This window comes from Lelliottia sp. RD5 (assembly GCF_056032945.1).
On the sequence record NZ_JBVYHQ010000005.1, the window covers coordinates 1 to 16108 of the forward strand.

The following is a 16108-nucleotide window of genomic DNA, read 5'->3' on the forward strand; positions in this document are numbered from 1 at the left end:
GTGAGCTGCGCAGAAAACAAGCCAGTCTGATATGTCAGCCAGATGTTTACTGCTTCTGTAGCCACGCCTCAATAAAATCGGCAATCTCATCCATTCCCCCCGCCGTGAAACTTTCTCACCTTTCTCATACAGACTCGACATTCACATGAATCTTCGTTATTGTCAGCTATCTGGATGTCTAAACGTTTATACGTATGCTGTGAGGATTTAAGGCTATGCCGATTCGGGTGCAGGACGAGCTACCAGCCGTCAATTTTTTGCGAGAAGAAAACGTCTTTGTAATGAAGGCCTCGCGTGCGACAGGTCAGGAAATTCGTCCGCTGAAGGTCCTTATCCTCAATCTGATGCCCAAAAAAATCGAAACGGAAAACCAGTTCCTTCGCCTTCTTTCGAACTCACCGCTGCAGGTCGATGTTCAGCTTTTACGTATCGATGCACGCGAGTCACGCAACACCCCTTCTGAGCACCTCAACAACTTTTACTGTGATTTTGAAGATATCCGTAATGATAATTTCGATGGATTAATTGTGACCGGGGCACCGCTTGGCCTGGTCGAATTTAACGATGTCGCCTATTGGCCGCAGATCAAACAGGTGCTGGAGTGGGCGAAAGATCATGTGACTTCAACGCTATTTGTTTGTTGGGCCGTCCAGGCTGCACTGAATATTCTTTATGGCATCCCTAAACAGACGCGTTCAGACAAGCTGTCTGGCGTCTACGAACACCATATTCTGCATCCCCACGCGTTGTTGACGCGCGGTTTTGATGACTTTTTCCTGGCACCTCACTCGCGCTATGCTGATTTCCCGGCCGCGCTCATTCGCGATTACACCGATCTGGAAATCCTGGCCGAGACGGAAGATGGCGATGCTTATCTCTTTGCCAGCAGGGACAAGCGTATTGCCTTTGTCACGGGTCATCCTGAATACGATGCCCATACGCTGGCAAGCGAGTTTTTCCGCGATGTTGAAGCAGGCCTGAGCCCGGAAGTGCCGTACAATTATTTCCCTAAAAACGATCCGCAAAACACGCCCAGAGCATCCTGGCGCAGCCACGGTAATTTGCTGTTTACCAACTGGCTCAATTATTACGTCTACCAGATCACGCCATACGATCTGCGACATATGAATCCAACGCTAGAATAATTGACTGACTCAAACGATCCTAAAGCGTTTCAGCTCTCCAGATAAGGCACCTTCGGGTGCCTTTTTTATTTCCGAAATACAAACCGACAACCAGAAAATATTTAACACATTGTTAATCAGTGATTTAAGTTAATTTAATTATTAAAATGGAAATTGTTTTTGATTTTAGAAAAATAATAGATAGTCTTAACTCTGCTGAGCGAAAACTGTCCAACGATCTTTCGCTCGCACTGGATGAGTGTATTGGGATCTTTGATGAGGAGCAGCGTAATGACTCAACAGGCAACGACAGCAGACGAACTGGCCTTTAATCAGCCACACGGGGAGCAGGAAAAGCAGATTTTGACGCCAGAGGCTGTCGAATTTCTCGCTGAGCTGGTCACGCGCTTCGCGCCAAAGCGCCAAACGCTGCTGGCGGCGCGCATTCAGCAACAGCAGGATATTGATAACGGCAAACTGCCTGACTTTATTTCGGAAACTGCTTCCATTCGTGATTCAGCCTGGAAGATTCGCGGTATTCCTCAGGATTTGCAGGATCGTCGCGTTGAAATCACCGGCCCGGTTGAGCGCAAAATGGTCATTAACGCCATGAATGCCAACGTTAAAGTGTTTATGGCGGATTTCGAAGATTCGCTCGCACCGGACTGGCGCAAAGTGATTGAAGGGCAAATCAACTTGCGCGATGCGGTAAATGGGACGATCAGCTATACCAACGAAACCGGGAAAATCTACCAGCTCAAACCGGATCCTGCGGTCTTAATCTGCCGTGTACGTGGTCTACATCTGCCAGAAAAACACGTCACCTGGCGTGGCGAACCGATTCCCGGCAGCCTGTTTGATTTTGCGTTGTACTTCTTCCACAACTATCAAAATCTGCTGGCAAAAGGCAGCGGTCCCTATTTCTATCTGCCAAAAACCCAGTCCTGGAAAGAAGCGGCCTGGTGGAGTGAAGTGTTTAGCTATGCGGAAGATCGCTTTAATTTACCGCGCGGCACCATCAAAGCCACGCTGTTGATTGAAACGTTGCCGGCGGTATTCCAGATGGATGAGATCCTGCACGCGTTGCGTGACCACATCACAGGACTGAACTGTGGGCGCTGGGACTACATTTTCAGCTACATCAAAACCCTAAAAAATCATCCTGATCGCGTTTTACCCGACCGTCAGGCGGTCACGATGGATAAACCTTTCCTGAACGCTTACTCGCGTTTACTGATAAAAACCTGTCACAAGCGCGGCGCATTCGCGATGGGCGGAATGGCTGCGTTTATTCCGAGCAAAGATGCCGAGCGCAACAATCAGGTGTTGAGCAAAGTAAAAGCGGATAAAGAGCTGGAGGCCCACAACGGTCACGACGGCACGTGGATTGCGCATCCAGGCCTTGCTGACACGGCAATGGACGTTTTTAACCGAACATTAGGCGATAACAAGAACCAGCTTTTCGTTAGTCGGGAAGACGATGCGCCTGTCACTGCAGAGGAACTTCTCGCGCCCTGCGAAGGCGAACGGACTGAAGCCGGTATGCGCGCCAATATTCGCGTCGCCGTGCAGTACATCGAAGCGTGGATTTCGGGTAACGGCTGCGTACCGATTTACGGTCTGATGGAAGATGCCGCGACGGCTGAGATTTCGCGTACCTCCATCTGGCAGTGGATCCATCACCAGAAGACCCTCAGCAACGGCAAACCGGTGACAAAATCGCTGTTCCGCCAGATGCTGGCCGAAGAGTTGATGACCATCCAGGACGAGCTGGGCGAGCACCGCTTTAGCAGCGGTCGTTTCGACGACGCCGCGCGTCTGATGGAACAAATCACGACGTCGGATGAATTAATCGACTTCCTCACCCTGCCAGGTTACCGCCTGCTTGCATAAATCCACCCCATAATAATACGGAGCATCTGCACATGAAAACGCGTACCCAACAAATCGAAGATTTACAAAAAGAGTGGACACAGCCGCGCTGGGAAGGCATTCAACGCCCGTATAGCGCAGAGGACGTGGTGAAATTACGCGGCTCGGTCAATCCTGAATGTACTCTGGCGCAGCTTGGTGCGGCCAAAATGTGGCGTCTGCTGCACGGTGAATCGAAAAAAGGGTACATCAATAGTCTCGGTGCGCTGACGGGCGGCCAGGCGTTACAGCAGGCGAAAGCGGGAATCGAAGCGGTCTATCTTTCCGGCTGGCAGGTGGCGGCCGATGCTAACCTGGCGTCCAGCATGTACCCGGATCAATCGCTCTATCCGGCTAACTCTGTGCCGTCGGTTGTCGATCGTATCAACAACACATTTCGTCGTGCCGATCAGATCCAATGGTCTTCGGGGATTGAGCCAAACGATCCGCGTTATGTCGATTATTTCCTGCCGATCGTTGCCGATGCAGAAGCTGGTTTTGGCGGCGTACTGAACGCGTTTGAGCTGATGAAATCCATGATTGAAGCCGGTGCAGCGGCCGTTCATTTTGAAGATCAGCTGGCGTCCGTGAAGAAGTGCGGGCATATGGGTGGCAAAGTATTGGTCCCAACTCAGGAAGCTATTCAGAAACTGGTCGCCGCGCGTCTGGCAGCAGATGTATTGGGTGTTCCAACGCTGGTTATCGCCCGTACCGATGCCGACGCCGCTGACCTGATCACCTCCGACTGTGATGCTTACGACAGCGAATTTATTACCGGTGAGCGTACCAGCGAAGGCTTCTATCGTACTCATGCGGGTATCGAACAGGCGATCAGCCGTGGTCTGGCTTATGCCCCGTATGCGGACCTGGTGTGGTGTGAAACCTCCACGCCGGATCTGGCGCTGGCGAAACGCTTTGCCGATGCCATACACGCAAAATACCCCGGCAAACTGCTGGCCTATAACTGCTCGCCCTCGTTTAACTGGCAGAAGAATCTGGATGACAGCACCATCGCCAGCTTCCAGCAGCAGCTCTCCGAGATGGGCTACAAATTTCAATTTATTACGCTCGCGGGCATTCACAGTATGTGGTTCAACATGTTCGACCTGGCGCATGCTTACGCGCAGGGTGAAGGGATGCGCCACTATGTCGAAAAAGTGCAGCAGCCGGAATTTGCGTCGAGTCAAAAAGGTTATACCTTCGCCTCCCATCAGCAGGAAGTGGGCACGGGCTACTTCGACAAAGTCACCACTATTATTCAGGGCGGCGCCTCATCCGTCACCGCCTTGACCGGCTCGACCGAAGAATCACAGTTCTAACCGCATTTTTCCCTCTCCCTCCGGGAGGGGGCGAGGGAAAACTATGTCGCGAGGTCTGGAGTTACTGATTGCACAAACCATTCTGCAGGGCTTTGATGCGCAGTATGGTCGTTTTCTGGAGGTCACGTCAGGCGCACAGCAGCGCTTTGAGCACGCCGACTGGCACGCCGTTCAGCAGGCCATGAAGCAGCGTATCCACCTTTACGATCACCATGTTGGTCTCGTCGTGGAGCAGTTACGTTGCATCACCGAGGGCAAAAGCACCGATGCGGATTTTCTGCTGCGTGTGAAAGAGCATTACACCCATTTATTACCGGATTACCCACGCTTCGAGATTGCGGAGAGCTTTTTCAACTCCGTCTATTGTCGGTTATTTGACCACCGCTCGTTATCTCCTGAGCGGTTATTTATTTTCAGTTCTCAGCCGGAGCGCCGCTTTCGGGCGATTCCCCGTCCACTGGCGAAAGATTTTTTTCCCGAACAGGGTTGGGAAAATGCCCTCAACAACGTGCTGTCAGATTTACCCCTGCGACTGCCCTGGCAGAATAAAGCACGTGATGTCGGCTACATCGCTGCACATCTGGTCGAAACCCTGGGTGAAGAGACGTTGCGCCACAGCCACTTACAGGTCGCAAACGAACTGTTTTTCCGTAACAAAGCGGCATGGCTGGTTGGCAAACTCATCACACCGGAGGCCACGATCCCTTTTTTACTGCCCATCCATCGCTCTGATGACGGCGAACTGTTTGTCGATACCTGCCTGACGACCAGCGCGGAGGCCAGTATTGTCTTCGGTTTCGCCCGCTCGTATTTCATGGTCTATGCCCCGCTTCCCGCCGCGCTGGTCGAATGGCTACGCGAGATATTACCTGTCAAAACCACCGCCGAACTCTACATGGCGATTGGTTGCCAGAAGCACGCCAAAACCGAAAGCTATCGCGAATATTTGCACTACATCACCAGCACCGATGAGCAGTTTATTGAAGCGCCGGGTATCCGCGGCATGGTGATGCTGGTGTTCACGCTGCCCGGTTTTGACCGCGTGTTTAAAGTCATTAAAGATCAGTTTGCACCACAAAAAGAGATGACGGCGGCGCACGTTCGCGCCTGCTATCAGCTGGTGAAAGAGCACGATCGCGTCGGGCGCATGGCGGACACGCAAGAGTTTGAAAACTTTGTGCTGGATAAGCGCCAGATCGATCCCACGCTGATGGCGTTACTCCTTCAGGAAGCGCCGGGTAAAATCACCGATTTGGGCGATAAAATTGCTATCAGCCATCTTTATATTGAACGTCGCATGGTGCCGCTAAATATCTGGCTGGAGCAGGTCGAGGGGGCGCAATTGCGCGATGCAATTGAAGAATACGGCAACGCGATCCGCCAGCTTGCCGCCGCCAATATTTTCCCCGGCGACATGCTGTTTAAAAACTTTGGCGTGACCCGTCACGGACGCGTGGTGTTCTACGATTACGACGAAATTTGCTACATGACTGAAGTGAATTTCCGCACCATTCCAGCAGCGAGATATCCTGAGGATGAACTCGCCAGTGAACCGTGGTACAGCGTCTCGCCGGGCGATGTCTTCCCGGAGGAGTTTCGCCACTGGCTCTGCGCCGACCCGCGCATCGGGCCGCTCTTTGAAGAGATGCACGACGATCTGTTCCGCGCCGATTACTGGCGTGGTCTGCAAACGCGAATCAAAGAGGGGCATGTCGAAGATGTGTACGCGTACCGCAAACGGCAGCGCTTTTGCCAGCGAGAATAAAGCAGAACGGCAACCTCGTTGCCGATTTAGTGTCTTCCCCTCTCCCGTGGGAGAGGGCTGGGGTGAGGGCATCAGACCGCAAAAACCTTAACGAATCCCGCCATAGGCCAGCGTCACTTCTTTGGCCGCTTTGATCACCAGCGCCCCCAACTCCGTTACGCTATCGTCAGTCACGCGTGAAATCGGTCCGGAAATGGAGATCGCGGCAAACGGCTCGCGATGCTCATCAAAAATACATGCCGCGATGCAGCGCAGGCCAAGCGCGTGCTCTTCATCGTCAAACGAGTAGCCGCGTTTGCGGGTCTGGGCTAAATCTTCTTTCAGATGTACCGGTGAAACCAGAGTGGCATGCGTATAGGCATGTAGCCCTTTTCGATGCAGCAGGCCAGTGACTTGCTCCTCACTTAGCTGCGACAGGAACGCTTTCCCCGCCCCAGAAGCGTGCATGGGCAGCTTGCCGCCAATCGGCGCAGACATACGCATCAACTGCGTACATTGTACCTGGTCGATAATAATCGCCTGATGATCGCTCTGGTCCAGGACAGCCAGATTGACCGTTTCGCCGGAGTCTTCCATCAGCTTGCGCAGAATCGGATGCACAATCGCCAGCAAATTACGGCTCTGCAGGAAGCTGCTGCCGACGATAAACGCATGCGCGCCTACCGACCAGTGCCCAAGCTCGCCAACCTGACGGACAAAACCCAGCTGCTGCATGGTGGTCAGCAGACGATGCGTTGTGGAGTTCGGTAAGCCCGCCTGCTGCGCCAGCTCTGTTAACGCTACGCTGCTGTGCGATTCGGCTATCCATTCCAGCAGCTTTAATCCACGCGTCAACGACTGGACCTGACCCGCAGGCTGAGCGGCGGTAGTGGCAGCAGGTTTTCTGCCGCGTTTAGCGGGAACGGTGGCAACCATAGCGAACTCCTTTTTCTGTATCGTGGAAATCATTTTCGTTTTATTTGGTGATTTTGCAACCGTTATCCTGACTGATCGGAGGAGTGATAGTGAACATGTCTCATGTTAACGCTGTGTGGCTTCTCCGCTCAGTCAGATTATGCCAGTATGGATAACTGGCCTGGTGGCCTGGGTGAGCGTTGTCGGGAGCAAGTGTGAGCAGCAAAATAGATCAACTGCGTGCGCAGTTAAACGAACGAATTCTGGTGCTGGACGGCGGCATGGGCACCATGATCCAAAGCTACCGTCTGAGCGAAGACGATTTCCGCGGCGAACGTTTCGCCGACTGGCCCTGCGACCTGAAAGGCAACAATGACCTGCTGGTGCTCAGTAAACCCGATGTCATTGCGGCGATTCATCACGCTTATTTTGAGGCGGGTGCGGACATTGTCGAAACCAACACGTTCAACTCGACAACGATCGCCATGGCCGATTACCAGATGGAATCCCTGTCGGCGGAAATCAACTTCACCGCAGCGAAGCTGGCTCGCGCCTGCGCTGATGAATGGACCGCGCGCACGCCGGAAAAGCCACGCTATGTGGCCGGTGTTCTGGGGCCGACCAACCGCACCGCATCAATTTCACCAGATGTTAACGATCCCGCTTTCCGTAACGTCACCTTCGATCAACTGGTGGCCGCGTATCGTGAATCCACCAAAGCGCTGGTGGAAGGCGGTTCCGATCTGATCATGATCGAAACGGTCTTCGATACGCTCAATGCCAAAGCCGCCATCTTCGCCGTAAAAGAAGAGATGGAAGCGCTGGGCGTTGACTTACCGATCATGGTGTCTGGCACCATTACCGATGCCTCCGGACGTACCCTCTCCGGGCAGACCACTGAAGCGTTTTATAACTCTCTGCGCCACGCGGATGCGCTGACCTTTGGTCTGAACTGTGCGCTGGGGCCTGACGAACTGCGTCAGTACGTCCAGGAACTTTCACGTATCGCCGATTGCTATGTCACCGCGCACCCGAATGCGGGCCTGCCAAACGCTTTTGGGGAATACGATCTCGATGCGGTGACCATGGCAGCGCAAATTCGCGAGTGGGCGGAGTCTGGCTTCCTGAATATTGTGGGTGGCTGCTGCGGCACAACGCCGGAACATATCGCCGCAATGAGTCACGCCGTGGCGGGCTTGCCGCCGCGCACGCTGCCGGACCTGCCGGTGGCCTGTCGTCTGGCGGGTCTTGAACCACTGACCATCAGCAAAGAGAGCCTGTTTGTGAACGTCGGTGAACGTACTAACGTCACCGGCTCTGCCAAATTCAAACGGTTAATCAAAGAAGAGAAATACAACGAAGCGCTGGATGTTGCGCGTCAGCAGGTCGAAAGCGGCGCGCAGATCATCGACATCAATATGGATGAAGGGATGCTCGACGCTGAAGCGGCGATGGTGCGTTTCCTGAATTTGATTGCCGGTGAGCCAGACATCGCGCGCGTGCCGATCATGATCGACTCCTCGAAATGGGACGTCATTGAAAAAGGGTTGAAGTGCATTCAGGGTAAAGGCATCGTGAACTCCATCTCGATGAAAGAGGGGATTGAGCCGTTTATCCACCACGCCAAACTTGTGCGCCGTTATGGCGCGGCCGTCGTGGTGATGGCCTTTGACGAGGTCGGTCAGGCGGATACCCGCGAGCGCAAAATTGAGATTTGCCGACGCGCCTACAAGATTTTGACCGAAGAGGTCGGCTTCCCGCCGGAAGACATTATTTTCGATCCGAATATTTTCGCCGTCGCGACCGGCATTGAAGAGCACAACAATTATGCGCAGGATTTTATTGGCGCGTGTGAAGACATCAAACGCGAGTTGCCGCATGCGCTGATCTCCGGCGGCGTTTCCAACGTGTCGTTCTCATTCCGTGGTAATGACCCGGTGCGTGAAGCGATCCACGCCGTGTTCCTCTACTACGCGATTCGCAATGGGATGGACATGGGTATCGTCAACGCCGGACAGCTGGCGATTTACGATGACTTGCCTGCCGAGCTGCGCGAGGGGGTTGAAGATGTGATTTTAAACCGTCGCGATGATGCCACTGAACGCATGCTGGATCTGGCAGAGAAATATCGTGGCAGCAAAGCGGATGAAAGCGCGAATATTCAGCAGGCGGAATGGCGCGCGTGGGATGTGAAAAAGCGTCTGGAATATTCGCTGGTGAAAGGGATCACTGAGTTTATCGAGCTGGATACCGAAGAAGCGCGCCAGCTGGCTGCACGTCCTATTGAAGTGATTGAAGGGCCGCTGATGGATGGCATGAACGTGGTGGGCGATCTGTTCAGCGAGGGGAAAATGTTCCTGCCGCAGGTGGTGAAATCCGCGCGTGTCATGAAGCAAGCCGTGGCCTATCTCGAGCCTTATATTGAGGCCAGCAAAGAAAAAAGTTCCAGTAACGGCAAGATGGTGATCGCCACCGTGAAGGGCGATGTGCATGACATCGGCAAAAATATCGTCGGCGTGGTCCTGCAGTGTAATAACTACGAAATCATCGATTTAGGCGTGATGGTTCCGGCGGATAAAATTCTCAAAACCGCGCGTGAAGTGAATGCCGATCTGATTGGCCTGTCCGGGTTAATCACCCCGTCGCTCGACGAGATGGTTAACGTGGCAAAAGAGATGGAACGGCAGGGCTTTACCATTCCGCTGCTGATTGGCGGGGCGACCACCTCAAAAGCGCACACGGCGGTCAAAATCGAGCAGAATTACAGTGGGCCAACGGTGTACGTGCAGAACGCCTCGCGCACCGTTGGCGTGGTTTCCGCGCTGCTGTCCGACACGCAACGCGATGATTTTGTAGCGCGAACGCGCAAAGAGTACGACACCGTGCGTATCCAGCATTCCCGTAAAAAGCCGCGCACGCCGCCGGTGACGCTGGCCGCCGCGCGCGAAAACGATCTGGCTTTTGACTGGTCAAGCTATACGCCGCCCGTGGCGCACCGTCTGGGCGTGCAGGACGTTACTGCCAGCATCGAAACGCTGCGTAACTACATCGACTGGACGCCGTTCTTCATGACCTGGTCGCTGGCGGGGAAATACCCGCGCATCCTCGAGGACGACGTGGTGGGTGAAGAAGCCAAGCGTTTGTTCAACGATGCCAACGATATGCTTGACCAGCTAAGTGCTGAAAAAACGCTAAATCCGCGCGGTGTGGTTGGCTTGTTCCCGGCTAACCGCGTGGGCGATGACATCGAAATTTATCGCGATGAAACCCGCACCAGCGTGCTGGCGGTCAGCCGTCATCTACGCCAGCAAACCGAAAAAGTCGGTTTTGCGAACTACTGCCTGGCCGATTTTGTCGCGCCTAAACTCAGCGGCAAAGCGGACTACATTGGCGCATTCGCTGTCACCGGGGGCCTTGAAGAAGACGCTCTCGCGGAGGCGTTTGAAGCGCAGCACGACGATTACAACAAAATCATGGTTAAAGCGATTTCGGACCGTCTGGCCGAGGCCTTCGCGGAATATCTGCATGAGCGCGTGCGTAAAGTGCACTGGGGGTATGCTCCGAATGAAAACCTCAGCAATGAGGAGCTTATCCGCGAGAATTACCAGGGTATTCGCCCGGCGCCAGGCTATCCGGCGTGCCCTGAGCACACCGAAAAAGGAACGATCTGGCAACTTCTGGATGTCGAAACCCATACCGGCATGAAGCTAACGGAATCCTTCGCCATGTGGCCAGGCGCGTCTGTTTCGGGCTGGTATTTCAGCCATCCTGACAGCAAATACTACGCGGTCGCGCAAATTCAACGCGACCAGGTGGAAGACTACGCCATGCGTAAAGGGATGAGCGTGTCGGAAGTGGAGCGCTGGTTGGCGCCTAACCTGGGTTACGATGCGGATTGACCTGGCTCACTTGCCAGCTTACACCAGGGCTGTTCTCGCTCGAGTCACGTACTCTGTGTACGCTCCCCTCGCTGCGAGCAGTCCGTGTGCAATCTGGCTGCACCGCCGACGGTCAATATTGGCCTGGATTACTTGCCAGCTCGCACCAGGGCTGTTCTTGCTCTAGCCACGTACTCTGTGTACGCTCCCCTCGCTGCGAGCAGTTGGTGTGCAATCTGGCTGCGCCGCCGACGGTCAATATTGACCTGGATTACTTGCCAGCCCGTACCAGGGCTGTTCTCGCTCTAGCCACGTACTCTGTGTACGCTCCCCTCGCTGCGAGCAGTTCGTGTGCAATCTGGCTGCGCCGCCGACGGTCAGTATTAACCTTGATTACTTGCCAGCTCGCACCAGACGCTAGATAAATCGAGATATTTCACTTTTCCTTACAACATACGGGGCGCTCATGCGGCGCCCTGTCTCTTTATTACGTTTAAAGCCTTATACTGGAAGAAGGTCTTCCTCACGTGAAAAGCGGGGAGGGAACCAAAGGAACACATAACGATAAGGAGAACCCACTTCCGTGCTGACACTGTTACACCTGCTTTCTGCCGTCGCTCTCCTGGTATGGGGCACCCATATTGTCCGTACCGGTGTGATGCGTGTGTTTGGCGCACGCTTACGTACTGTCCTCAGCCGCAGCGTTGAGAAGAAACCGCTCGCCTTTTGCGCGGGTATTGGCGTCACCGCGCTTGTGCAAAGCAGCAATGCGACCACGATGCTTGTCACCTCGTTTGTGGCACAAGACCTGGTTGCGCTGACGCCCGCGCTGGTCATCGTATTGGGCGCGGATGTGGGCACCGCGCTGATGGCACGCGTGTTGACCTTCGATCTCTCCTGGCTCTCGCCGCTGCTGATTTTCATCGGCGTGATCTTCTTTTTGGGGCGCAAACAGACGCGCGAAGGCCAGCTTGGGCGCGTGGGCATTGGCCTCGGCCTGATCCTGCTGGCACTGGAACTGATTGTTCAGGCCGTCACGCCGATTACCCAGGCTAACGGTGTGCAGGTTATTTTTGCTTCGCTGACCGGCGACATCATGCTCGATGCGCTAATCGGTGCGGTCTTCGCCATCGTCAGTTATTCCAGCCTGGCCGCGGTCTTGCTGACCGCGACTCTGACGGCAGCGGGCGCGATTTCATTCCCGGTGGCACTGTGTCTGGTGATCGGTGCCAACCTTGGCTCGGGACTGCTGGCAATGCTGAACAACAGCGGCGCCAACGCCGCCGCCCGTCGTGTGGCGCTCGGCAGTTTGCTGTTTAAGCTGGTGGGCAGCCTGATTATTCTGCCGTTTGTGCATCCGCTGGCGAACGCGATGGATAATTTGCCCTTGCCGAAAGCTGAGCTGGTTATCTACTTCCACGTTTTCTACAACCTGGTACGTTGCCTGGCGATGGTGCCGTTTGCCGGGCCAATGGCAAGTTTCTGCAAGCGTATGATCCGCGATGAGCCAGAGCTCGACGCACGCCTGAAGCCGAAACACCTCGACACCTCCGCGCTGGATACGCCTGCGCTGGCGCTGGCCAATGCGGCGCGCGAGACGCTGCGCATTGGCGATGCGATGGAAACGATGCTGGATGGCCTGAAAAAGGTCATGCACGGTGAGCCGCGCGAAGAAAAAGAGCTGCGTAAGCTGGCTGACGATATCAACGTGCTTTATACCGCCATCAAACTTTATCTGGCGCGCATGCCGCAGGATGAGCTGGCCGAAGAGGAATCCCGCCGCTGGGCGGAGATTATCGAGATGTCGCTAAACCTTGAGCAGGCATCCGATATTGTCGAGCGTATGGGCAGCGAGATTGCCGATAAATCGCTGGTGGCGCGTCGGGCATTTTCCCTGGAGGGCGTGGCCGAGCTGGACGCGTTGCTGGAACTGTTGCTCAATAACCTGAAGCTGGCGATGTCGGTCTTCTTCTCCAGCGACGTGCCCAGCGCGCGCCGTTTGCGCCGTAATAAGCACCGCTTCCGTATTCTGAATCGCCGCTACTCGCATGCGCACGTTGACCGACTGCATCAACAAAACGTGCAAAGTATCGAAACCAGCTCTCTTCACCTGGGGCTGCTCGGCGATATGAAACGTCTCAACTCGCTGTTTTGCGCCGTGGCCTATAGCGTGATGGAACAGCCGGACGAAGATGACGAAAGGGATGATTATTAATCTTCAGCACTTTTAATCGTCAATCCAAGACCCAGCGCTTTCATAACGGCAAGCGTGGTTTTAAGCGTTGGGTTACCTTTTTCACTAAAAGAGCGATACAGCTGTTCGCGAGACAAACCCGTTTGTGTCGCAATGGTAGACATTCCTTTTGCGCGGGCAACGATCCCTAATGCTTTAGCAATGTAGGCAGAATCGCCAGTTTCTAGCGCATCAGCCATGAATACGCTAATTTCATCATCATTGATAAGCGCCCTGGCAGGATCGTAATGAGTGAGTTCAGTCATGGTGTATAAACTCCCGATTTTCGAGTGACCTTGCGAGTGTCTTTGCCAGAATGATGTCTTTATCCTGACTGTTTTTATTGCCGCCACTGAGCAAAATGATCAGCATGTTTCCCTGCGATTTAAAATAGATCCTGTAACCCGGGCCGTAATGAATCCGTAGCTCGCTGATACCTTCTCCAACAGGTTTTACATCCCCCGGCAGACCATTAGCCAGTCGGAATAAACGCGCTGCAATAAGCGTTTTTGCACGTGGATCGTTTACGTTTTGCTCCCAGCAACGGAAGGATTCTGTTTGAACAATCTCCTTCATACTACTCCATGTTGTTTTTAAACTACAGTGTCAGTTTGACGAATGGAAGGAAATTAGAAGGTGCTTGTAGGGGAGTAAATGACTAACGTGGAGATCCTGAAAGCACGCCACAAACTCGACTGAGATATTGGCGGCTAATCTTTTTACTCGCCGCAACCTAAGGTATATTTCGCCTATAAAGGAGAAATTATGCTGCCCAACCAATCAACCCGATTAAACAAATACATTAGCGAGAGCGGGATTTGCTCACGCCGCGAAGCTGACCGTTACATCGAGCAAGGTAACGTGTTCATCAATGGTAAACGCGCGGCTATCGGCGATCAGGTCGCCCCTGGCGATGTGGTCAAAGTGAATGGTCAGTTAATCGAGCCAAGAGACGAAGAAAATCTGGTGTTTATCGCGTTAAACAAACCGGTTGGCATTGTCAGCACCACGGAAGACGGCGAGCGCGATAATATCGTGGATTTCGTTAACCACAGCAGCCGTATCTTCCCGATTGGTCGTCTCGATAAAGATTCACAAGGGCTGATTTTCCTTACCAACCACGGCGATCTGGTCAATAAAATCCTGCGTGCGGGTAACGACCACGAAAAAGAGTATGTGGTCACGGTCAATAAACCGATCACCGACGATTTTATTCGTGGAATGGGCGCTGGCGTCCCAATTCTGGGCACCGTCACCAAGAAGTGTAAAGTCAAAAAAGAGGCGCCGTTTGCGTTTCGCATTACCCTGGTTCAGGGTTTAAACCGACAGATTCGTCGTATGTGCGAGCACTTTGGTTTTGAAGTCACAAAGCTGGAACGCACACGTATTATGAACGTTAGCCTTGCGGGTATCCCGCTCGGGGAATGGCGTGATTTGAACGGTGATGAACTGATTGAGCTGTTTAAGCTCATCGAAAACTCGTCGTCTGACGCGAAGCCAAAGACGAAGGCCAAACCAAAAACGCAGGGCATCAAACGGCCTGTTGTGAACGTTCCGGCCTCTGCCGAAAAAGAACGCAACAAGCCAGCCGGAAAGCGTTTTGTTCAGCCCGGCCGCAAAAAGAAAGGGCGCTAATTAGCGCCTTCCACGTGGTGCCGTATTGCCTGACCAGGAAAATGTTGATTCGGTGTCGGGCTTAAAAGCCTGCGCTTTTTTGACTTTGCGGGCTTTTTTGGCCTCAACTTCTCGCTGAGCCATCAGTTTGTCGATGTACTCTTTTTTGACCTGATTGGTCTCGGCGTTGGTCAGCGTGCGTCCATGGGCGATGCGCGCGCGATCGAGCAGGGTTTTCAGCTCGCGCTGTTCGCTCTCCGTCATGTCTTTCTGGGTCAATCTCGGTGTAGCCATCGCTGAAGCCTCCTGTAGAAGAGGCTTCAGTGTAAAGCAAGCCAGACCTGGCGCGAAGCGAATTAACCCGCTTTCACCCTATCTTTCTTGTGCGGTTCTTCAATCGGTTTCCCTGACCAGTAGCCCGCCAGCAACGATCCAGACAAATTATGCCAGACCGAGAACAATGCGCCCGGGAGTGCCGCGAGCGGAGAGAAGTACATTTTACCCAGCGCTGCAGCCAAACCTGAGTTCTGCATACCGACTTCAATCGCCAGCGTACGGCAGGTGGATTCGTCAAAGCCAAAGAGTTTTCCGCCCCAGTAACCGCCCAGCAGGCCAATGGTGTTATGCAGGATCACCGCAATGATGACCACAAGACCGACAGAGGCTATGTGCGAGGCTGAACCCGCGACCACCGCACTGATAATCGCCAGAATACATGCCATCGAAAAGGCGGGCAGATACGGTTCAACGGCCTTCACCACGCGCGGAAACAGATGATGAATTACCAGACCTAGCGCAATCGGAATCACCACGATTTGCAAAATCGAGAGCAGCATTCCCATCACATCGACCTGAATATGCGCATCCACGTACAGGCGCGTCAGCAACGGTGTGGCGACCACGCCCACCAGTGTCGAAACGGATGAAATCGTGACCGACAGCGCCACATCGCCTTTCGCCAGATAGATCATCACGTTTGACGCCGTACCGCTGGCGACGCTCCCGACCAAAACCATTCCTGCGGATAAATCCGGCGGCATCTTAAAGGCGATCGCCAGCAGCCAGGCGGCCAGCGGCATCACCAGATAGTGCAGGAAAATACCCGCCGCGACGGGCGCAGGGCGTGACAGCACGCGTTTAAAATCGTCGATTTTCAGGTGCACGCCCATGCCAAGCATAATCAGCATCAGCAGCGTGGTGACCCACGGGCCGATCGGGGTGAAGGTGGTTGGCGTGTAATAAGCGAGCACAGAGAGCAGCAGCGCCCATAACGGGAACAGCCGGGTGATGGCGGATAACATAGTCTTTCCTTGCGATTTTAGTGTGTTGTTTTGTTATAAAAAAGCCGGGTCTGTGCCCGGCTGATAGGT

The 16108-nt window shown here is 53.9% G+C and carries 12 protein-coding genes; 7 read left to right on the plus strand and 5 right to left on the minus strand.

Features of this window, described 5'->3' with window-relative positions; all coding sequences use genetic code 11:
* The first annotated feature begins 215 nt into the window (after window positions 1–215).
* The 4 genes from metA (at window position 216) to aceK (ending at window position 6119) form a co-directional block, all read left to right on the plus strand.
* Entirely contained in the window at window positions 216–1145 is a 930-nt protein-coding gene (gene metA, locus AC0LWE_RS15705) for a homoserine O-acetyltransferase MetA (protein WP_059179814.1), read from the plus strand.
* Between the two features lie 270 nt (window positions 1146–1415).
* A complete protein-coding gene (gene aceB, locus AC0LWE_RS15710) occupies window positions 1416–3017 on the plus strand; it encodes a malate synthase A (RefSeq protein ID WP_202714440.1) in 1602 nt (533 codons plus the stop codon).
* A gap of 32 nt (window positions 3018–3049) precedes the next feature.
* Window positions 3050–4354, plus strand: a complete 1305-nt coding sequence (gene aceA / locus AC0LWE_RS15715) for an isocitrate lyase (protein WP_219347173.1) — start codon at window positions 3050–3052, stop codon at window positions 4352–4354.
* Window positions 4355–4397: 43 nt separating this feature from the next.
* Entirely contained in the window at window positions 4398–6119 is a 1722-nt protein-coding gene (gene aceK, locus AC0LWE_RS15720) for a bifunctional isocitrate dehydrogenase kinase/phosphatase (protein ID WP_219347172.1), read from the plus strand.
* Window positions 6120–6206: 87 nt separating this feature from the next.
* On the opposite strand, the gene iclR is transcribed toward aceK, so the two are convergent.
* Window positions 6207–7034, minus strand: a complete 828-nt coding sequence (gene iclR, locus AC0LWE_RS15725) for a glyoxylate bypass operon transcriptional repressor IclR (protein ID WP_072241915.1) — start codon at window positions 7032–7034, stop codon at window positions 6207–6209.
* A 194-nt stretch (window positions 7035–7228) separates the two neighbouring features.
* On the opposite strand from iclR, the gene metH reads away from it, so the two are divergent.
* Window positions 7229–10912 carry a methionine synthase gene (gene metH / locus AC0LWE_RS15730; protein ID WP_219347171.1) on the plus strand — a complete coding sequence of 1228 codons (3684 nt, stop codon included), beginning with the start codon at window positions 7229–7231 and terminating at the stop codon, window positions 10910–10912.
* Between the two features lie 562 nt (window positions 10913–11474).
* Complete coding sequence (locus AC0LWE_RS15735) at window positions 11475–13106, plus strand: Na/Pi cotransporter family protein (protein WP_219347170.1); 1632 nt, start codon at window positions 11475–11477, stop codon at window positions 13104–13106.
* Here the strand turns inward: AC0LWE_RS15735 and AC0LWE_RS15740 are convergent.
* Both AC0LWE_RS15740 and AC0LWE_RS15745 read right to left on the minus strand, forming a co-directional pair.
* Entirely contained in the window at window positions 13103–13390 is a 288-nt protein-coding gene (locus AC0LWE_RS15740; protein ID WP_059179821.1) for an addiction module antidote protein, read from the minus strand. The two genes, AC0LWE_RS15735 and AC0LWE_RS15740, sit on opposite strands and share 4 nt — an antisense overlap.
* Complete coding sequence (locus tag AC0LWE_RS15745) at window positions 13383–13700, minus strand: type II toxin-antitoxin system RelE/ParE family toxin (RefSeq protein WP_219347169.1); 318 nt, start codon at window positions 13698–13700, stop codon at window positions 13383–13385. The genes AC0LWE_RS15740 and AC0LWE_RS15745 overlap by 8 nt, the downstream gene beginning before the upstream one ends.
* A gap of 189 nt (window positions 13701–13889) precedes the next feature.
* Here AC0LWE_RS15745 and rluF point away from each other — a divergent pair, with 189 nt between their 5' ends.
* A complete protein-coding gene (rluF, locus tag AC0LWE_RS15750; RefSeq protein WP_131486820.1) occupies window positions 13890–14759 on the plus strand; it encodes a 23S rRNA pseudouridine(2604) synthase RluF in 870 nt (289 codons plus the stop codon).
* Here the strand turns inward: rluF and AC0LWE_RS15755 are convergent, their stop codons facing one another.
* Window positions 14760–15032 (minus strand): YjbD family protein, encoded by a 273-nt coding sequence (locus AC0LWE_RS15755; RefSeq protein WP_059179824.1) that lies wholly within the window; start codon window positions 15030–15032, stop codon window positions 14760–14762.
* Between the two features lie 62 nt (window positions 15033–15094).
* Entirely contained in the window at window positions 15095–16039 is a 945-nt protein-coding gene (panS, locus tag AC0LWE_RS15760) for a ketopantoate/pantoate/pantothenate transporter PanS (RefSeq protein ID WP_219347168.1), read from the minus strand.
* Window positions 16040–16108: the final 69 nt, after the last annotated feature.